The 19,013-nt window shown below is 44.0% G+C and carries 20 protein-coding genes and 1 pseudogene; 11 read left to right on the top strand and 10 right to left on the bottom strand.

Annotated features, from left to right (window positions below; genetic code table 11):
• Nucleotides 1–34: 34 nt before the first annotated feature.
• The 3 genes from GXP65_RS02075 (at nucleotide 35) to GXP65_RS02065 (ending at nucleotide 2,852) form a co-directional block, all read left to right on the top strand.
• The gene (locus tag GXP65_RS02075; RefSeq protein WP_162091864.1) at nucleotides 35–568 is read left to right on the top strand and encodes a DUF3332 family protein; all 534 of its coding nucleotides are present in this window, start codon (nucleotides 35–37) and stop codon (nucleotides 566–568) included.
• A gap of 432 nt (nucleotides 569–1,000) precedes the next feature.
• A complete protein-coding gene (locus GXP65_RS02070; RefSeq protein ID WP_162091863.1) occupies nucleotides 1,001–2,215 on the top strand; it encodes an MFS transporter in 1,215 nt (404 codons plus the stop codon).
• A gap of 205 nt (nucleotides 2,216–2,420) precedes the next feature.
• Nucleotides 2,421–2,852 (top strand): YccF domain-containing protein, encoded by a 432-nt coding sequence (locus tag GXP65_RS02065; protein WP_005433505.1) that lies wholly within the window; start codon nucleotides 2,421–2,423, stop codon nucleotides 2,850–2,852.
• A gap of 109 nt (nucleotides 2,853–2,961) precedes the next feature.
• Here GXP65_RS02065 and GXP65_RS02060 read toward each other — a convergent pair whose 3' ends face one another.
• The 3 genes from GXP65_RS02060 to GXP65_RS02050 form a co-directional block, all read right to left on the bottom strand.
• Nucleotides 2,962–3,612 (bottom strand): hypothetical protein, encoded by a 651-nt coding sequence (locus GXP65_RS02060; protein WP_045420292.1) that lies wholly within the window; start codon nucleotides 3,610–3,612, stop codon nucleotides 2,962–2,964.
• A gap of 86 nt (nucleotides 3,613–3,698) precedes the next feature.
• Nucleotides 3,699–4,649: a hypothetical protein gene (locus GXP65_RS02055; protein WP_050919105.1), complete on the bottom strand. Its 951-nt coding sequence runs from the start codon at nucleotides 4,647–4,649 to the stop codon at nucleotides 3,699–3,701.
• Between the two features lie 179 nt (nucleotides 4,650–4,828).
• Complete coding sequence (locus tag GXP65_RS02050) at nucleotides 4,829–5,770, bottom strand: LysR family transcriptional regulator (RefSeq protein ID WP_162091862.1); 942 nt, start codon at nucleotides 5,768–5,770, stop codon at nucleotides 4,829–4,831.
• A 674-nt stretch (nucleotides 5,771–6,444) separates the two neighbouring features.
• On the opposite strand from GXP65_RS02050, the gene GXP65_RS02045 reads away from it, so the two are divergent.
• On the top strand, nucleotides 6,445–7,062 hold the full coding sequence (locus GXP65_RS02045) for an NAD(P)H-dependent oxidoreductase (RefSeq protein ID WP_038889085.1): 618 nt from the start codon (nucleotides 6,445–6,447) through the stop codon (nucleotides 7,060–7,062).
• Nucleotides 7,059–9,017 (top strand): monovalent cation:proton antiporter-2 (CPA2) family protein, encoded by a 1,959-nt coding sequence (locus tag GXP65_RS02040; RefSeq protein WP_162091861.1) that lies wholly within the window; start codon nucleotides 7,059–7,061, stop codon nucleotides 9,015–9,017. Before GXP65_RS02045 ends, GXP65_RS02040 begins: the two co-directional genes overlap by 4 nt.
• Nucleotides 9,018–9,075: 58 nt before the next feature.
• Here GXP65_RS02040 and GXP65_RS02035 read toward each other — a convergent pair whose 3' ends face one another.
• A complete protein-coding gene (locus tag GXP65_RS02035; protein WP_038889088.1) occupies nucleotides 9,076–9,369 on the bottom strand; it encodes a hypothetical protein in 294 nt (97 codons plus the stop codon).
• A 152-nt stretch (nucleotides 9,370–9,521) separates the two neighbouring features.
• Nucleotides 9,522–10,388 (bottom strand): LysR family transcriptional regulator, encoded by an 867-nt coding sequence (locus GXP65_RS02030; protein ID WP_162091860.1) that lies wholly within the window; start codon nucleotides 10,386–10,388, stop codon nucleotides 9,522–9,524.
• A 116-nt stretch (nucleotides 10,389–10,504) separates the two neighbouring features.
• Between GXP65_RS02030 and GXP65_RS02025 the strand changes: the two genes are divergently transcribed.
• Nucleotides 10,505–10,876 (top strand): nuclear transport factor 2 family protein, encoded by a 372-nt coding sequence (locus GXP65_RS02025; RefSeq protein ID WP_005433527.1) that lies wholly within the window; start codon nucleotides 10,505–10,507, stop codon nucleotides 10,874–10,876.
• Between the two features lie 74 nt (nucleotides 10,877–10,950).
• Here the strand turns inward: GXP65_RS02025 and GXP65_RS02020 are convergent, their stop codons facing one another.
• Complete coding sequence (locus GXP65_RS02020) at nucleotides 10,951–12,045, bottom strand: permease (protein WP_162091859.1); 1,095 nt, start codon at nucleotides 12,043–12,045, stop codon at nucleotides 10,951–10,953.
• 251 nt (nucleotides 12,046–12,296) lie between these two features.
• Between GXP65_RS02020 and GXP65_RS02015 the strand changes: the two genes are divergently transcribed.
• The 4 genes and pseudogenes from GXP65_RS02015 to GXP65_RS02000 form a co-directional block, all read left to right on the top strand.
• A complete protein-coding gene (locus GXP65_RS02015; protein ID WP_005433559.1) occupies nucleotides 12,297–12,590 on the top strand; it encodes a metalloregulator ArsR/SmtB family transcription factor in 294 nt (97 codons plus the stop codon).
• Entirely contained in the window at nucleotides 12,577–13,137 is a 561-nt protein-coding gene (gene sigZ, locus GXP65_RS02010) for an RNA polymerase sigma factor SigZ (RefSeq protein ID WP_005433506.1), read from the top strand. The genes GXP65_RS02015 and sigZ overlap by 14 nt, the downstream gene beginning before the upstream one ends.
• A 175-nt stretch (nucleotides 13,138–13,312) precedes the next feature.
• Nucleotides 13,313–13,756, top strand: coding sequence for a GNAT family N-acetyltransferase (locus tag GXP65_RS02005; RefSeq protein ID WP_050906864.1), 444 nt, complete (start codon nucleotides 13,313–13,315; stop codon nucleotides 13,754–13,756).
• Between the two features lie 27 nt (nucleotides 13,757–13,783).
• A pseudogene (locus GXP65_RS02000) lies at nucleotides 13,784–14,107 on the top strand (choloylglycine hydrolase); the annotation flags it as partial.
• Nucleotides 14,108–14,211: 104 nt separating this feature from the next.
• On the opposite strand, the gene GXP65_RS01995 reads toward GXP65_RS02000, so the two are convergent.
• The 3 genes from GXP65_RS01995 to ppiC all read right to left on the bottom strand — a co-directional run bounded on the left by GXP65_RS01995 (nucleotide 14,212) and on the right by ppiC (nucleotide 17,421).
• Nucleotides 14,212–15,561 carry an alpha-amylase family protein gene (locus GXP65_RS01995; protein ID WP_162091858.1) on the bottom strand — a complete coding sequence of 450 codons (1,350 nt, stop codon included), beginning with the start codon at nucleotides 15,559–15,561 and terminating at the stop codon, nucleotides 14,212–14,214.
• Nucleotides 15,562–16,055: 494 nt separating this feature from the next.
• Nucleotides 16,056–16,970, bottom strand: a complete 915-nt coding sequence (locus GXP65_RS01990) for a BRCT domain-containing protein (RefSeq protein ID WP_077201923.1) — start codon at nucleotides 16,968–16,970, stop codon at nucleotides 16,056–16,058.
• A 157-nt stretch (nucleotides 16,971–17,127) separates the two neighbouring features.
• On the bottom strand, nucleotides 17,128–17,421 hold the full coding sequence (gene ppiC / locus GXP65_RS01985; RefSeq protein ID WP_223976268.1) for a peptidylprolyl isomerase PpiC: 294 nt from the start codon (nucleotides 17,419–17,421) through the stop codon (nucleotides 17,128–17,130).
• A gap of 253 nt (nucleotides 17,422–17,674) precedes the next feature.
• Between ppiC and GXP65_RS01980 the strand changes: the two genes are divergently transcribed.
• Nucleotides 17,675–18,589 carry a chemotaxis protein gene (locus tag GXP65_RS01980; RefSeq protein WP_079401844.1) on the top strand — a complete coding sequence of 305 codons (915 nt, stop codon included), beginning with the start codon at nucleotides 17,675–17,677 and terminating at the stop codon, nucleotides 18,587–18,589.
• A 6-nt stretch (nucleotides 18,590–18,595) separates the two neighbouring features.
• On the opposite strand, the gene GXP65_RS01975 is transcribed toward GXP65_RS01980, so the two are convergent.
• Nucleotides 18,596–19,006: a hypothetical protein gene (locus GXP65_RS01975; RefSeq protein ID WP_005433511.1), complete on the bottom strand. Its 411-nt coding sequence runs from the start codon at nucleotides 19,004–19,006 to the stop codon at nucleotides 18,596–18,598.
• Nucleotides 19,007–19,013 lie beyond the last annotated feature (7 nt).

The raw sequence follows: 19,013 nt of genomic DNA, 5'->3' as shown, positions 1-19,013 counted from the left end.
CCTTCTTTCTTCTATTAATAATTCTGGTAATAAAATGAAAAAACTCACTATCAAAGTAATTGGTTTTTCTCTTCTTGCAGCTTCACTATCAGGCTGTGTAGGCAGTAACGCCGTCACAGGTAAACTGATGAAGTTTAATGTTGAAGTAGTAGATAACCGTTACGCACGTGCTGGCGTGAACTTTTTGCTTGCCCCTATTTACGGTATTACGACTGCAGCGGATTACGTGGTTTTCAACTCACTTGAATTTTGGACAGGTAAAAACCCAATTACTGGAGCACCACATATTTTTGATAGTAAAACCAAGACGCACATTAATGTGAATGATGATCTGAGCCCTGAATTTAAAGATGCGCCAATTGATCCATTGACCAACAACCGTGAGATTGAATCTGGTGAAATGTATCAAGTTGATGAAAACACAGTTCAAATGCACATTGTTTACGACAATGGGACAACGGCAACACTGACAGGCATCAAAGATGGTGAACAAGTCCGTTATTATATGGATGGTGAGTTGGTCTCTGAAACTTCAATCTCTGCTTTAGAGTCTTTTCAAAACAGTTAGATCCCTCTTCAAACTGAGTCAAATCGAACAAGCTCATGCCACCTATAAAGCATGAGCTTTTATCGTTTTTAGAGCCAAGTTCAGAACAAAATATCACCGCTTTTAATGTACACCTGCTTAACAGTTAATCACATGCATAAAACGCATAACTTACTTCACTTTTTGTCATTTGTTTCATCCTTTAATAGTCACTAAACTTCGCGCTCATTTTTCTACTTGAGCGCACAATGCATGCTTTTTTCTCAATCCATTTTCGCTCAGGTGCTGAGAATGTCCGTCATGTTGGGGCTATCTTTAATAATCGTCCACCACTCTCCTAAATTACTGGAGATATTGGCGCAGCAAGCGATTAACAGCGGCTGTCACCAAACAACAGGTGATAGCGAGCATCATGATCATTCTCATCACCACCATCATTAATAAGAGCAAACTATGAGTATTTTCCGATTTCCAGTTCTTGTATGGCTTGGAATAGGGATTTTGATTATTTGTCTAGGGATCAGACAATCGTTCGGCATTTTCATGATGCCTATTTCAGACTACTTCCACACTGGCCGCGAGTTCTTCAGCTTTGCCATTGCATTGCAAAACTTGCTGTTTGGCGTCTTTCAGCCGTTTGTCGGCATGGCGTCAGATCGTTGGGGGGCAAAGCGTATCATTATTTTAGGTGCCATCTCTTACGCTTTGGGTCTATACCTGACTTCTATAGCAGTTGAACCAACCATGATGTACCTATCGCTTGGTGTTTTAGTCGGCTTTGGTTTGAGTGCAACCAGCTATGTGATCGTGCTAGGTGCGGTTGCCAAAGTTGTCCCTGCACAACACGCAGCAAAAGCATTTGGTTTGACAACGGCTGCTGGCTCATTCGGTATGTTCGCCATGATCCCAGGTGCACAGGCATTGTTAAGCGATTTTGGTTGGCAAGGCGCACTACAAACATTCGCCGTATTGTGTAGCTTTATGGTGATGTTTGCATTGTTCATGAAAACAGCCAAACCAAAAGCCGATACCTCAGCAAATGCACAGGAAGATACTCAAACACTCAAAGAGGCATTGAAAGAAGCCTTTTCACATAAAGGTTACTGGCTGATTCATGCGGGCTTCTTCGTATGTGGTTTCCATGTCATGTTCATCGCGACTCACCTACCAAGTTACTTGGCAGATAAAGATCTACCCGCATCAACCGCTGCAATGGCACTGGCGTATGTCGGTATCTTCAATATCTTTGGTTCCTACTTCTGGGGAGTGATGGCAGATCGCTTTAACAAGCGTCATGTTATGTCGGCGTTGTACCTGATGCGCACAGTCGTGATCGGTGCTTTTGTGACTCTACCTGTTACCGAACACACGGCTGCTATCTTTGGTGGTGCGATTGGCTTCTGTTGGCTAGGCACCGTTCCGCTAACGTCTGGCTTAGTTCGTCAGATATTTGGTGCTCGTTACCTTTCAACCTTGTACGGACTGGTGTTCTTTACTCACCAAGTAGGCAGCTTCTTGGGCGCTTGGGTTGGTGGTCGTATCTATGATTACTATGGTTCATACGATCCTATCTGGTGGTCAACCGTTGTGCTGGCGTTCATCGCAGCACTGATTCACCTGCCAATCAACGACAAGCCCGTACCACGCTTAACTATGGCAACAGCATAATTCTAAAGGCTCTTAATATGATACGTTAAGGGCCTTTTCTTTATAAAGCCATCAATGTTCTCCCTATCTCTTCGATCAATTTCGTTTTTTCATCAACGCATTCTCATCAATGATGGCTTATTTAAGATAAAGTGCATCCATTCATCCTCTGTTAAGATTCGTGTGACATACTTAACACAACGCTATAAATCAAAAAGGGTTTTAAATGAGAACACTCGGCAACATCATCTGGTTTGTATTCGGTGGCGTATTTATGGGTTTGCTATGGTGGTTCTTTGGACTACTGGCATTCATCAGTATCATCGGTATTCCATGGGGACGTGCTTGTTTTGTAATGGGTAATTTCTCGTTCTTCCCATTCGGCAAAGAAGCCGTTTCAAGAGATGAATTGACCAATGAAATGGACATCGGCACGAGCCCACTTGGCGTCATTGGTAATGTGATTTGGTTTGTGTTTGCGGGTATCTGGCTGGCAATCGGTCATGTGCTTTCGGCGGTGGCATGCTTTGTTACCATTATTGGCATTCCGTTTGCGCTTCAACACCTAAAGCTCGCCGTTATCTCTCTTGCTCCGATTGGAAAAACAGTGGTAACGACTGAAGAAGCCGCTATGGCTCGCTACAACATCAATCGTTAATGCTTTAGCCCTCTGAGCAACCCGCTTAGAGGGTTATTCCTGTCAATAGTAAGCCCATGATCGCCACTGCGTATTCAATAATCATTGATTGTATATTCATATCTACACCCTAAAAATTAAAATTAACACCTAGCTCAATGCTGTTGTCTTCACTCACCTTAGTCGAACCAGAAGACACTCGATGTTCACCAAAGGTGTATTTCACGTAAGGTTCCACCCACTTAGGTTTTAGCGTGACTCGCACCTCGTGATTGGTTCGATGCCCTCCCTCCGTCAGCTTTTTATCGTAGTTGTAAGCATAGCCAAGAGTAATTAAATCAACTGGTGCATAACTGATACCAACGGTATTTTTCCATTCACGATTCGTGTTCTCTAATGCAGGGAATGATTTCCCAAGCGCACTCTTTCGCCACTCGTGAGAGCTATTGGCGTAGACCATCCAATCGTCACCCAGAGCGGTTCCGGTAAATAACCCGGCATCATACACATCAAATAAATCTGCACGTCCGTAGCTAACAAAAGCCTCGGTGTAGAACTGTCCAAGCATAATTCCATACCCTGTACCGAGTTCTAAATAGCCTGTCGAGTCAACTTCCGCAGAGATATTCAATTCTTCTGTCGCTTGCAAATAGCCGCTAGCAGTAACAATCCATTCGTCATCCGTATGAGAAACATCCAAACCAAACTCTGGCATCTTATGGTCAGCAGAAAAACACGGAACAGCAAAAACGGTGCACAGAAGTGTCAAAGACTTGTTCATGAGAAAACCTAATAAGAAGAAATAAAAACAAAAAAGGAGCCACTTTATTCAAGCGGCTCCCTGCTGCTTACCCTAATACGATTGGTTTACGAACGCTCAACGCGGTCGCGAATCGCTCTTTTAATTTGCTGACGTTGCTCTTGTGACAGAGACTGAACTTTTTGCTTCAGCTCTGCACGCTGTTCTTTGGTTAATTCATTTGCAGGAAGGTTTACCGGACCTTCTATAGGGTTCTCAACATCTGGTTGAATTGGATTTGAAGGCTGTGGCTCAATAGGTTGCATTGGTACATCCATGATTGGATGGCTGATATCTGGGCGGTTCGTGACTCCGGCAAATAAACGACCATCCTCGTTGCGGAATACCACTTCAGTACCGTCTTCTAGACGCACAATGTAGTTATCACCTTCTTTAGATGCATGACCAATAAGTTCACCATCTGCATTATGGATCTCACTATCTTTCACACTGTAGTAAGCGCCTGTTTCACCGACAATAATATTTACTGTGTCGCTAGCATCTTTGCTGATGACTACATGATTTCCGTTATCTGCCGCTATCACAACAAAACCACCAATATTTGTTATGTCGCCATATGTAGGCACTGTTGTACCGAAACCCGGATCGACTTCTCCTTCAATCGGATGCTCGATAGTTGGTTTAAACTCCTCCACCACTAATCGACCATCTTCTACACTCAAGTGAACAAAACCCTTGTCATTGACAAACACCAATTCGTTATTACGAACTTCAATACTACCGACTACGTTACCTGATGCGTCTTTCACGACATCACCATCAGTAAAGTACAACTCACCACCCACATTGAATACCGTGTTACCTTCTACACCACGGATTGCGACTGTATTGTATTCACCGTTGTCGCCTTGAATGGCCATTCCATCGAAATGTTCACCTTCGAAGGTTTGCACCGATGCCACACCTGCTGGCTCACTAGGGGAGTCCGAAGAACCTGATGATGAACAACCTGCCAGAAAAGATGCTGCGATAACTGCACTCAGTAATTTAACTTTCATGATTTACTCTCTTAATTTGTCGAAATTCAGGGCTGCCTCTTGCAGAATCAGTGGACTCCCTGCCCGATGAAGAGAAGTATATTGAACAGTGTTTTATGACTCTAATCGCCAAAAAGAAACCCGCACTTAACAGCGGGTTATTAATAAACAAGGGTAGATAGCTTGATAACCGAGGGTTATCATTGTTGGCGATCTCGATCTAGGTGCCCGGTAATAATCTCCGTTACAATATTGCGCAACCAATGCACCATATCATTACGTCGATTCTTATGGTGGTAGTAAGCCAGCAGTGATGGCTCGATCACCATGCCTTCGAGCTCAATATCCAGCCTGCGGAGCTTATGCAACTTATCTACATTCACCGTTTTTGATGCTGGAAACACCATATCTGAGTTTGCGACCACATCAATAATTGCAGATGGCAGCTCAGAGCGAAACGCAATTTTAGGCTCTAACCCTTTGATCTTCATGATTTTTTCTGAAAGTGAAATATTAGAGTTCCAGTCAGCAGCAATCACGGTAGCAAACTCGAGATGCTGGCAGTCTGACACTCGTAAGCGATCACCTTGCAAAGGATGATCTTTTCGAACATAAGCACAGAACGCATCTTTTACGATTTCTTTCGTCAAGAGTTCTTTGGGGGAGTGGTTGATTTCGTAGTTCACTCCCAGCAGCACTTCATCCTTGATAATTTCATCCATGGTAGAACGCGACCAGTTCAGTAAATGAATTTGCACATTTGGTGCCGCCTGTCTGATTGCTTGGAAAATTTCACTCGCATAGGAGCTAAGGATAAAAGGGGCTAACGCAATCTTGACCGTCCCATTCATCTCTAGTGGGTTAAAGTCTTTTGATCCATTTAACGTTATCGAAATCTCATCAAGTAACGGCGCTAAGCTTTCCGCTAAATCATTCGCGTACTCGGTAGCTCGCAAGCCATGATGGGTTTTCACAAATAGCTCATCATCAAAGTGATCACGCAGTCTCTGCAATGCTTTACTCACCGCAGGTTGAGACACAAACATCCGGTCTGCCGCACGGCGCATATTTCGTTCTTGGTGGAGGATAATAAACGTTCTTAATAAATTGAGGTCGAGGTTGGAGAAGAGATCTTTGGCCATAAATTCACGTCGTTGATAACTTAAGGTTATTATTCAGCATAAGAACAGATTTGACGACTTTCCAACCGCAAGGCACCAAATGTTTGCGATCGATACGTCTTAATGACGAAAAAATTACACAGCCTACGATCAAGTTGGCGTTTGAAAAGCTACCTCCCCCTCCATTCGATGCCACCTTTGCCCACTATAAAACATAGATAACTGCAGCAATCTCACCAACCATAAGCTGCCGTGATACTTTAATTTGCAGAAAATGTTCCTATCTTAATTAACCTCAAAATACCGCTAAACAACAGGCAACGCTCACTGCTTTTCATAGCCAAAGATCTCGTAACCATGCCTTAACCCATCAATCTTTATCATGGGCACATCTTTCGCCTTTAGAATCCGGCGGCATTCCCGATCTTGTCGTCATGTCCATCGAGATTACTGAATAACACGAATGACCTGGAAACTGATGCTGGGAGCTAACGAACGGCCGCTTTCTGGTTTTCTAAGCATCCCGATGACATCACGCTATCACCTTCTTATTTGTATCGAAAGTGATTTTCACTCTTCTATGTTCATACACCAAAGTAGATAGGATAAAATTTATGAGTTACAGTTTGTTACAACAAACAAAAGGTCTTTCATTCTTATACCAAAAGTGGTTTCGACGCGTAACAAGGACTCCTATGACTAATAAAAAAGTGCTTATTCTCTATGCACATCCTTCACAGCATCGCTCCGAAGTGAATGCCCCCCTTTTTGATGCCGCTCAACAGATAGACGGCGTGACTTGTGTCGACCTATACGCCGAGTACCCTCACTTCAATATCAATATTGACCGTGAACAGCAGCGTTTACGGGATCATGACGTCGTCATTTTTCAGTTTCCACTGTACTGGTATTCAACCCCAGCCATCTTAAAAGAGTGGCAAGATCTAGTCTTAGAGTACGGGTTTGCTTACGGCTCTGAAGGTACAGAACTACAAGGTAAAACACTGCTCTGTGTGCTATCTGCTGGCGGGAAAGAAGAAGCTTATAAAGCTCAAGGGTATAACCATTTCACTATTCGCGAACTGCTTGCTCCAATCGAGCAAATGTCGGCGCTCACTGGAATGCATTACATTGCGCCACTGGCACTGTTCGGCTCCCGCACTGCGCTTGAAGAAAATCGCATCGCTCAACATATTGAACGTTACAAGACGCTGCTCAATGCATTGGTAAAAGACACACTGGATCTTAAAGCAGCCGCTTCACTCATCAAACTCAATAGCGCACTCCCACAACTGATTAAGGAAGCGTCATGACAGGGATATTCTTACAAGCCTTTGTTTACCTAATTGCCGCCGTTATTGCCGTTCCTCTAGCCAAACGCTTGGGCTTAGGCTCAGTGCTGGGCTATTTGATTGCTGGCGTGGTTATTGGCCCAATCATTGGTCTGGTTGGTGAAGAAACGACGACAATCCAACACTTTGCCGAATTCGGTGTTGTGATGATGCTGTTCCTCGTAGGTTTGGAGCTTGAACCCAAAATGCTCTGGGCGATGCGAAATCGCTTGATGGGGCTCGGCGGCCTACAAGTTGGCGGTACAGCAGCACTGATCATGGCAATTGCGCTTTACTTTGAACAACCATGGACGATTGCACTCGCGATCGGCTTAATTTTTGCGTTGTCATCCACTGCGATTGTTCTGCAAACCTTTAGCGAGAAAGGGCTAACCAAGACCGAAGGCGGTCAAAATGCGTTCTCGGTACTGCTTTTCCAAGATATCGCGGTTATTCCAATGCTAGCATTTATTCCGCTATTAGCACTGCCGAAACTCGTAGAGCAGGCGCAATCTGCAGCTCAATCGGCGGCTGAACATCATGAAGAGCTCAGCCTAGTCGCTGGTCTTCCTGGTTGGGCATATGGTCTTGTAATCACCGCCTCTATTGCCATAGTGGTGGTTGGTGGACACTTCCTAAGTCGTCCGCTGTTCCGCTACGTTGCTAGCTCTGGATTGCGCGAAATCTTTACCGCCACCGCATTAATGCTGGTGATCGGCATTGCGGCCTTAATGAGCTTAGTTGGCCTATCCCCTGCTCTAGGTACTTTCTTGGCAGGTGTTATGCTCGCGAACAGTGAATTCCGCCATGAATTGGAATCCAACATTGAGCCATTTAAAGGTCTATTGCTTGGTCTGTTCTTTATCACCGTAGGTGCAGGCATCGACTTCTCAGTACTGTTCAGCGACTTTGGTTTGGTCATCGGCCTGACACTCGGGGTAATGGCTCTGAAAGCGGCAATTCTGTTTGTCATCGCTCTAATCTTTCGTATTAAAGGCAGCAACCGATGGTTATTTACACTGAGCTTGGCACAAGCAGGTGAATTTGGCTTTGTATTACTGAGCTTCTCAGTGCAAAACCATGTAATTCCATTTGAGCTTTCACAGACTCTGGCGCTGGTTGTTGCGATTTCAATGTTCCTAACACCGGGATTATTCATCCTGTTCGATAAAGTCATACTTCCTCGCTTTGAGAGTGAATCGAACGATCGCGAAAGTGACACAATTGAAGAACAAGGCACCGTAATCATTGCTGGGATAGGCCGCTTTGGTCAGATTGTAAACCGCTTATTGGTATCCAATGGCGTGGAAACCGTTGTTCTTGACCACCAAGCAAGTCAAATCGATAACATGCGTCAAATCGGTACACGAGCTTACTTTGGCGACGCGACTCGTCCCGATATGTTGCACACGGCGGGTATTGAGCACGCTTCAGCACTTGTGGTGGCGATTGACAACCAAGAGGCCAGCGTTGGATTGGTGAAACACGTGAAGCATAGCTACCCGAATGTGACCATCATTGCACGTGCATTCGATCGTGGTCATGGTTATCTGCTGCGCCAAGCTGGAGCCGACATCATTGAGTCGGAGACTTACCATTCTGCATTAGAAATTGGTGGACATGCAATGAAAGCCATTGGCATACACCCGTTCTACACTGAGCAACAGAAATCAACGTATCGACGCGTCGAAGACCGTAAGTCTGACATGCTGTATGAAGCATGGGCTGATGACTCTGAGGGAGAGCGTTATGATAACAACTTCCGTCAGCTGTTTATTCACCTTGAAGAAAGAATGGCTGAAGAGATGCAGAAAGATCGTCATGACAAACTTTCTCGCTCAGAACGTGGTTGGACACCGCCACCAAAAGGGTATGCGGATGACTTCAACGAAGAAAACGTTCAAGAGCTGAACCCTTGCAAAGAACAACCTCAATAAAAGCAAAAACCTCCCACACTGGGAGGTTTTTTTAATGCGAGAAAGGGAGAATAAACACCTACATCAGATCACTCATCAAAGTCTCGTATTCCTCATTTGCTTCATCAACAAGGTGAGATAGCTCTAACGCATCTGTCTTGGCAAGGTTAAATTGCCATGGAACCGTGTCTTCTTTACCGCAAATTCGAGTTTGAGCACCACGACTTTCAAAAGAAAGATCTTCAAACTCGGTGATATGTCGCTCTTGTAGTTCGACGATTTCGACTTCCAATTTCCCTACTGGATTGACTTCAACGTGCGCGTGTAAATCTGGACTATTCGATAAACAATACTCTCGATGGACTGCAATCATGACTGCCTCCTTGGTCTGCCAACTGACAACTCATCAAACAGTGTAGACGAGAGAGCTAGAACGTGGAGTGAAATAATGATGAAGATTGATCCTGAATAAAAATGCAGAAGGTTTAATTTCTATCACCTCTGTTTTTCATTCAGCTCTAACCCTCAGTTTTCACATGAAATCACTTCTTCGATACGATCTTCAATTGCCTTTATCGCTAATGTCACCGACATCGGAACATGTGCATGGTAAGGATGTAATACGTAAATAGAGTTCGCTTTCGATGCTTTCGCATCAGGCACAGGTTCAAGAAGTGGATTCGAGTCCAGCATAAAATCTGGCAGGATCCCAAAGCCTAGTCCCATTTCTAGAAGACTCGCAACATCGAACACGGTGTTTGCTCGATGCGTTACTGAGTATTGCACTAGGTGATCTTGCCCATTCAGAGTGAAGTTATGGGCAATCGGTTCTATCTGCCAGTGTTGAGCAATATAAGAAGCACTTTCAATATCCGTATGCGTCTTTTTGGCTCGACATAATACATCGCAAAACTGCCCTACTTTACGTTGTTTAATATTCGAATCACCAGACGCTCCGACTCTCACTGCAAGATCAATATCCTGCTGAACAATATCAACATGCTTATCGTCGCTGACTAAATTTAAATGCACATCAGGGTAATGTGCAAAAGCCTCCGTTAAAGCAGGCAATACTATAGAACGCATCAACGCATTTGGCGCGGTAACGGTAAGAGTTCCCATTGGGACTTGCTTTAACTCTGCCGCTTCTAACCACGCCTCTTCCGCCTGTTTTGTCATCTGCGCACATTGTTTATAAAAGCGTTCGCCCGCAGAGGTCAATGTTTGTCTCCTCGTCGTACGCTTGAGTAAACACGTATCTAACTCTTGCTCGAGCTGCTTAAGGGCAGAGCTGAGCACAGACTTGGAAAGTTCCAACTTCTCTGCTGCTTTCGAGATTGAGCCACACTCCACAATATGAACGAACAGAGACATTAACCGCAGCTTATTCATCGCCTTCCTTATTGTTCTATTTAACAGAACACTTATTTCTTATTTGTTTGTTTTTCAGTTTTAATTCTAACCCTATGATTGCCACATAAACAAACACCAATCACAGGAAATTCAGAATGACTCAATCAGCTTTAGAACGTGGTAAAACCGCTAGCGCAGCTTGGAAAACGGCTTTTAACAATCAAGATGCGGCAGGTTGTGCAGCGCAGTACACTGAAGATTGCATTATGGTTGCGAAACCATTTGGCACATTTGAAGGACGCGAAGCGATCCAAGGTTTTTGGCAACACATCATGGACCAAGGTTTTAACAGTGTCGATTACACCAACACTAAGTGGGAAAAAGACAGCGAAAATGGCTACATTCTTACGTCAGATTGGACGATGAACAAAGCGTTTGGCGTGGTACACAAAGAACTGTGGGAAGTTCAAGAAGATGGCCAATCTCGTCTTACTTACGATGAATTTGAAGTGCTTGGCGAGCGATAAGCATTAAGCGATAGCAATAAAAAATCCCCAAGCCGAAACTTGGGGATTTTTGTTTTTCAGTTTACTTAATTAAATTAAGCAAAGATAAAGGTGTACAAGTAACCGGCACCCATTGCCATGCTTAGGATGACAAATAGGAAGGCTGCAATCATTTGGTTCTTAAAGATTGATTTCAATAAAATCACTTCCGTAAGACTTGCGCCCGCACTACCAATGATGAGTGCCATTACTGAACCCAATGCCATGCCTTTTTGCACTAAAGCAGCGCTTAGTGGAATCACAGCCTCCGCACGAATGTACAACGGAATACCAATAATTGCAGCGACTGGAATCGCGTACCACTTGCCTTCACCTGCGTATTCCGCAATGAGGTCAGTTGGGATGAAGCCATAGATGAATGAACCAATCGCAATACCCATCATTAGGTAAGGGAACACTTGTTTAAAGTCTTTCCAAGTAGAGTGCCAAATACGAACCCAACGGTTTGGTTTCTTCTCTTCGACCATCGTTGCTGTCGCAGTACCATCTGATGAACAGCAAGACACTTCCACTTTAGGCTCAGCTTTTGGTGCGTCACCACAACAAGATGTTTTTGCTGCAACTGGCACAGGTTCGCCACAAGTGCTAATGCCACAGCTTGATGCTGGTTTCGCTTGTTCTTTTTTCTTGCTTGAATCACCGCAAGATGTACCACATGAAGATGTGCCTGCTGCTTCGTACGCTTCTGGTTTTACGTAGCGCTCAAACCCCAGCTTTTCAAGTACATAACCTGCAACTACAGACACTGTCATCGCTACAGCAAAATAGAACACTGCAACTTGCCAGCCAAAGGTCACAACAAATAAACCAATAATCACTGGGTTAAGCAGTGGGCTAGCAAATAGGAACACCATCATAGGTCCAAAGCCTGCTCTTGCACGCAACAAGCCTTTTAAGAAAGGAATGGTTGAACACGAACAGAAAGGCGTAATCGAACCTAGCAAGGCTGCAATGAAGTAGCCCTTACCCTTTTTAGAACTCAAGATAGATTGAATTTTTTCTGGCGTTAGAAAATCTTGCAACACACCCACAATGTAGCTAATTGCTAAGAATAGGATGATGAGTTCGGTTGCAAGAAACGCAAACATATCAAGCGCTTCTTTAGCCATGGTCATGATTTCTGGATTCATATTTTATCTCCTACTGATGTCGCATCAGTAACCGTAAATGTCCTAATGAAGCTGAACTCTTCATTTCTATTTTTCTCGAATTATAGAATTAAAAACCGATGCGTCAACCATTATATTTCGATAATTATCGAAATATAATTTTAACCCTTACTAATCAATGAATTAGGTATTGAAATTTTCTTGTTTGCTATTCATCTACACTTTCACTATCATCGAAATGTATTTATCGTCAGTCATTCCAAGAGGTCAGTATGGAACTCGAAGCTGTAGCAAAAGCGCTCAAAGAGCTAGGACACCCTACCCGTTTATGTATCTATAAAGAGGTGGTTAAAGCGGGCTATGAAGGTATCGCTGTTGGTGGCGTACAAGACAAACTCGGCATTCCTGCCTCTACTCTTTCTCATCACATCTCGAGCCTTGCCTCAGCTGGCTTGATCAGTCAGCGCCGTGAAGGTCGTACTTTGTATTGTGTTGCTGAGTATGAATGCTTAGATACGGTGATTGGCTTCCTACGCGACGAGTGTTGCATCAATGAAAACTGCTAACCTTGAATCGATTTGGAGCGAATACGAACACGCTATTCATGCTTTCTTACGCTCTAAAGTCAGTAATGAAGATGACGTAGACGACTTAAAACAAGAGATCTTGCTCAAGACGTATCAGAATCTTGGGGACATTCGCGACGTATCAAGCGTGAAATCATGGCTATTCCAAATCGCCAATAACGCCATCATCGATTTCTACCGTAAACGTGCACGAAATCAGCGTGATAATGACCTCGTCGCTGATGATCTTTGGTTTGAAGAACAAGAAGCGAGCCTTAAACAAGAACTGTCAAAGTGCATTGCGCCGTTTGTGCAGGCGCTACCAGAAGAGCAATCGCAACTCCTGTCTTCTATTGAACTTGAAGGCATGAGCCAGAAGAAGCTAGCGGAACAACAAGGCATCAGTTATTCGACTCTCAAATCACGTGTTCAGAAAGGACGTGTAGAATTGAAAAAGCTGTTTGAAGAATGTTGTAGCTTCTCATTCGACAAGCAAGGCCGAATGACAGATTGTAATCAAAACGGTTCTTCATGCGATAAGTGCTAGCCTCACGGCAAACACCCATCTCGTAATAAATACCAATAGTCTGGCGGCTTTCTTTGGCGCCGCCCGTCTATGAACTCCCTCACAGCTTTACCCCGCCGTTAGTTATCTCATTTGCTATCTTACTGAATAGTAAGCTTTACTTCTTTTGCTTTAAGGAAGAAGGAATCCCGTATTTATGATCTCACTAAGAGAGCTCACCAAAGAAAACTACCTAGACTGTATTCGTCTCAATCTGCATCCTGACCAGGAAGAAAATCTTGCCTCCAACGCGATTACGATTGCTCAATCACGCTTTGAAACCGACTACCGGTTAAAAGTGATTTATGAGCAAGAGACGGTGATCGGTTTGCTCGCTTTTTGCCATGAAGACGAACCACTCGATTACTCCATTTACTGGCTGTTTCGTTTTATGATCGACAAAAATCATCAGAACAAAGGCTATGGAAAGCAGGTACTAAGCTTACTTGTAGAAGAGGTGAAGCAACTTGGCGGTAAAACCCTACTCACAATGCATAAACCAACCAATCAGCAAGCGGGAAAGCTATATCGTGCGTTCGGGTTTCATGAAGATGGCGTGCTTGATGATGGCGATATTTCATTAAGATTGGGGCTTATATAATCGAGTACTGCCTCAGTAGTTCAGCATAAGAAACCTAGCAGATACACCAATGGCATTGCGAAACTGGATAGCGTGACCTACAAAATCCCATTGGATGCAGCAAACCGTCCTGTTAATGGCGAAATGCGTGGCTACGCAACCATCTATGGTTTGGTGTACAACCTTGACCAAAAAGTAATGAACGTACGTTACCAGTATGACGACAGCTACACGCAGTACTCAGTGGACTTTAACAAGTTAAATGACGGTCATAACTACACGATCAAAGCCGACTTACCGGATCTGTTTGGTGACATTTCATCTCGCTTAGAAAAAGGCGATGGTGTGATGGGTCAGCACTTAGCGAAATAGCCTAAACGGCAGAAATTGAAGGTATTTGGGCAATAGCGCCTATCAAAATAGCGCCGATGTACTCGGCGCTTTTCAACACTTGCACTTTATCACCCAGAGCAACGTTATCTCTCCACAAGCAACATTGCTGATTTGGCGGCGACTTTGATCTCCTCGCCACACGGCACATCTTCGCCAGTCATCATATCTACCAGCGCATTAGTGACACTAAGCTTAAGTGACTGTGGTCGTGATGACTTGTTCATCACTAAAATACCCTTCTCACCTCGCTGAAGCACTAACATATCGTCGTTACCTTCTAACACGGCCATCGGCTCGCCATGCACCCTATTATGGAACGCGACCATTTTCGCCATGCGAGCGTCTTTCCACGCATTCTGCCATCTTGGCTTCCCATCAGCGCCCTTGATGCCACTGGTATCTAAATCCGTGTAAACAAGCGGAACACCGCCGTCACGCCCTAAGATATAGGCATACGCGAGCCACTCATTTTCTTCATCCATGATTAAATCCAAAAACACATCATTATTTGGAATGTCATGGGTAATGGCGAAAGTAATGGCTCGACGGTTGGACAACGCTTGACCAAAACAGTAAGGGTCAATTAAAGACTTAAAACTGCCTTTCTTCGAGAAAGCCTTAAAGATGGTTGAAAACAGCGGAAAATCGTAGGCTCCTAGGCGTGTCTCTTTCAAATACGGCTCTAAGAAGATTTCATACTCTTCTTCTGTCGCACCGCCATCGGTAATGATCTCACCAAAGATATGCACGTCTCGTGTTATCTCTTCTGTCCACACTTGTTTTAGGTGCTCTAATGTCATGTGCTTCGCTGCGTCTATACGAAAGCCCTTCACGCCCATTAACTTAAGCGCCTTCAAGTAAGCTTTTTGTTGCTCAACAACATGGTGACAAACACGCAAGGTCGGCAAGCCTGGATCTGTCGGACCTCCAGTGATTCGTCCGTTCTGGACTTCCCATTTGTCTTTCCAATCTGTGATTCCAAAGGCCTCAACAAAGTCATTTTCATCAAATAGCGGCTCAGATAAGTCACCAAATAGAACCAGACCTTGATACTTATTCGCATGTTGCTGATAGTCGTCCATGACAGCTTGGCGCGGGTACTGTAAATCCGAACGGAGATGTGCTTCGTTTGCCATGTGGTTAAATACGACGTCGGCGTAAACCAATACACCTACATGGTCGAGCGCTTCCACCATGTTTGTAAAATCTGTCGTATTACCGAGCGCATTGTCGATAACACGATAATCTTGAGGTTGGTAACGCTGCCACCAGCGTTCATCTTGTGCGCTTTTCATGGGCGGAGAAACCAATACCGAGCCATAACCTAGCTCGCTGATCTCCGCTGCGCGTTGGGCAATGTCAGCATACTTCCAATCAAAAGCGTGCAAGATAACATTTGCACCTGTTGATTGTGTTTCCTGTAAGCCACTCATGTTTCTCTCCTCGTCGCGTCCGCTCACCCATTGTTACTCGAATTCATCGTGAGCGAATCCAATAGCCAAAATTATAAGAACTATTAGCGAACCGCCCTCACCCCTTTTGTATTTCTACGAGGGGGAAAAACAAGGCGTAGCTCATCCCCCGTAAAGGGTTAACAAGCCTTATTTGAGCCCAAGCTATCATCAACCCCATGAAAAACCAAAGGTAAGCTGTTGTTTTATAAAAGACTTAGCAAAAACCTCACCTTTTAACTTCTCACCTCACTCATACTCCTAAGCGCAAGAACAACATGAAAATAGAGAATCCACTCGATATGTAACAAATATTTAAGTGAGATAAAGTGCTGATTACGTCACAGTTGGTGCGGTTTATAAATTGATAGGAAAGGAGAGGAAGACTCGAAATGATGACGACAGGTGCGCGAATAAAGGACGCTAGATACAAAAATAGCGCGATAAACGCGCTATCAATAAGAAGAAATGAACGCTTAACTTGAACAGCCAACCAATGCGTTCCAAAGCTCCTCGTTAATAATTTCCAACTTAATACCTTCATCTCGGAATGAAAGAGCAGACTCTATCTTTCGCCCGTAACTTGTAAAACGCCAATCCTTGCTGGCGATAGCACCTAGCACAAGGATATCTATACTTTTTGAGACAGAACCTTTTACTTCAGCCCCTAAAGCCGATGCCCTTTGTTCTTGAACTTTACGAGTACCACTCAAGAACTTTCCGGTAAAACAGATGCGCTTTCCATCGACACACATACGACCATCTTGTGTGGTAGAGAAATCAGCAGACATTCCATAAGCGAGGCCAGTATCAAGCATTGATTGACCAGAAATAGCTTTGATCAAATCGAACAGCTCTTTTCTCTCTTCTTCATCAACAATGTCATCCGCTAAGATGGCGTCTAACCTTTTTTTAATCGCACTAGCAGGCCACATACGTGATAAAGCCTTATCTTGTTGAAGCAAGCTAGAAAGACGCTCAATTTCCATATCGCAAAGCATACCATCTGCACTGATGCCACTCAGAAATCCCAAGAGGTGATTGACAGTGCTCTCGTAACCACCATCCTCTAAATCACCATAATCGAGGATGTCCTGCAACATTTGCTGTATATCCTTTAGCTCAGAAGTCGAGATTACTCCATCTTCTAAAATATCTTCAATTTGCTCGTGAATATCAATGAAATCACCATCTTTGAAGTTGAAGATATCATTGTCTTTCCAAGCTCTCAGGTATACCTCTTCAACCTGGTTTAAATGCTCATCTGCATGGATTCCATCAAGAATTCCTTTTAACGTCAAAATTGCCTTTGCTTTATTTCTCTTGTAGTTAAAAGCAATGTTGTGTGGCTGCGCGTCGATATCCAAACGCTTCGTATCTTTTACTGTCATGTTTCTCACCAAAATAAACAACCATTTGCATATTTAATAACTCATTAAAGTATCAACATTCAATACGCAAGACGGTTAATTGCTAGTTAGATAACAAAACGCGTTGTTAAGGACACAAAAAAGCACCTAACAAGGTGCTCCTTAAATACGTTCAACCCTACGTGCGGTATAGCACCTTCACAACGTGCCAACCGAATTTGGTTTTGACTAGGTGTGGCGTTAGAACCTCACCTGAAAAACAAACTTTATCGAACTGTGGCACCATCTGACCGCGGCGAAACTCACCTAGGTCGCCACCACGTTTACCAGATGGGCAAGTCGAGTATTTCTTTGCCAATGTCTGGAATTTAGCACCTTTTTTAAGCTGCTGGATGATGTCTTCAGCTTGTTCTTTATGCTTTACAAGAATGTGTAAAGCGGCTGCTGTATTTGCCATGTGTCTGTCTCTCACTGTTCGGGTGGCGCAAGTTTACCGAATCGCTTCAATATCGCAATAACTTCTCTGATTCCGCCCATATCTTCTTCTTTTTATGGTCAACGCCATCTGGTAATTTGATGAAAACTTGGCCGTTACTCATCTCAATTTCACTTGTAATTTGCGCTATTTCCTAAAAAGCTCACTTTTCCATGCTCTACGGTTGAAGCTGTCGCCTTATAAGATTAGATTAAATGCATAAATCAGTGATATTGATAAGGTTATTTTCATGGCAAAAGTCGCAAGTAAAGCGAACCAATCTCAAGGCATGTTGGTGTTTAAACTCACCCAGCAACAGAACTTCGCAATTGGCACACTTAAAGTCCGTGAGATTGTTCCTTACATGCCAACAACCAAGATTCCATATTCTCATCACCATGTGATTGGAACGGTCACGATTCGTGATTTGACAGTACCAGTGATTGATATGGCTGCCGCCATTGGATTCCGCCCAATCCAGCAAGAGGAATACCAAAACTGCTACTTGATTGTGACGGATTGCTTGCGCACTGTTGTGGCTTTCATGGTTCGGAGTATTGAGAAAATCATTGAATGTGATTGGAAAACCATTGAAACACCACCATCAAGCGCCGGTCACAATATCTTTGTCACGGGCATTACTCGCTATGAAGAAAAAATCGTCCAAATGTTGGACGTGGAGCTTCTTCTCTCGAAGATCTACCCTCAATATGAAAACACCAAGATTCCGATGCTGACGGACATCGAACGTGAACGTCTGAAAGCCCTTAACATCCTTTTGGTGGACGATTCCTCGATTGCGCGTAAACAATTAAGCGATGCATTAGACCGCATCAACATCCCTTACCAGATTTGTAAAAACGGTACCGATGCGCTCGACTTAATGAAACGAGATGCAGAAGCCAACCGCCCTATTGACCTTCTGGTGAGCGATATTGAAATGCCAGGATTGGACGGTTACGAACTTGCGTTTGAAGTTCAAAATGATTCCGCGTTGAACAACTCTTACCGTATTCTTCACACCTCACTCTCTAGCGAGATTTGTGTCGACCGAGCACACCAAGTAGGCGCCCATGAAGCATTGGAAAAATTCAATGCAGGCGAATTGATTGAGGCGATGCTGCGCGGTGCAAAAGAGCTCGAAGCAAAAGCGATGGCTTCTTAGTCATATCTAATAGGTTTGCTTTATCTGGTACACATCAATGACTTTTTCAGCGGTGAACAAACTCGTGATACTCGCTACCGAACACGAAAACAGTGCAACAAAGACGAACATCTTGATGTGACTATTGAGCAATAACCCTCCGCCGAAGAAATACAGTCCTACCGCGATAAGCGCTGGCACAATCAATATAGGGCGACACAACAATTCCATTGCAAGGGAGAAAAAGTAAACCTCCTCCCTTTTCGCAATCGAGTACCAGTTGTAGAAAACAATAGAAGCTGTAGCCCCCACCGCTAACGCTATAGCAATCATGACACTAGAAACACCCTGCCCTGCAAACAGCACGAACCCGGCTCTGATAGACAATAGCGCGCAAAATAGCCATATCAATAAAGGTCCCCCAACAACTAAACCCACCGTTACT

The sequence above is a fragment of the Vibrio sp. LB10LO1 genome (genome assembly GCF_010092875.1).
Classification (GTDB): domain Bacteria; phylum Pseudomonadota; class Gammaproteobacteria; order Enterobacterales; family Vibrionaceae; genus Vibrio; species Vibrio campbellii.
Note: the sequence above shows the minus strand (reverse complement) of the source record. Positions and strands in the feature narration are given on the sequence as shown.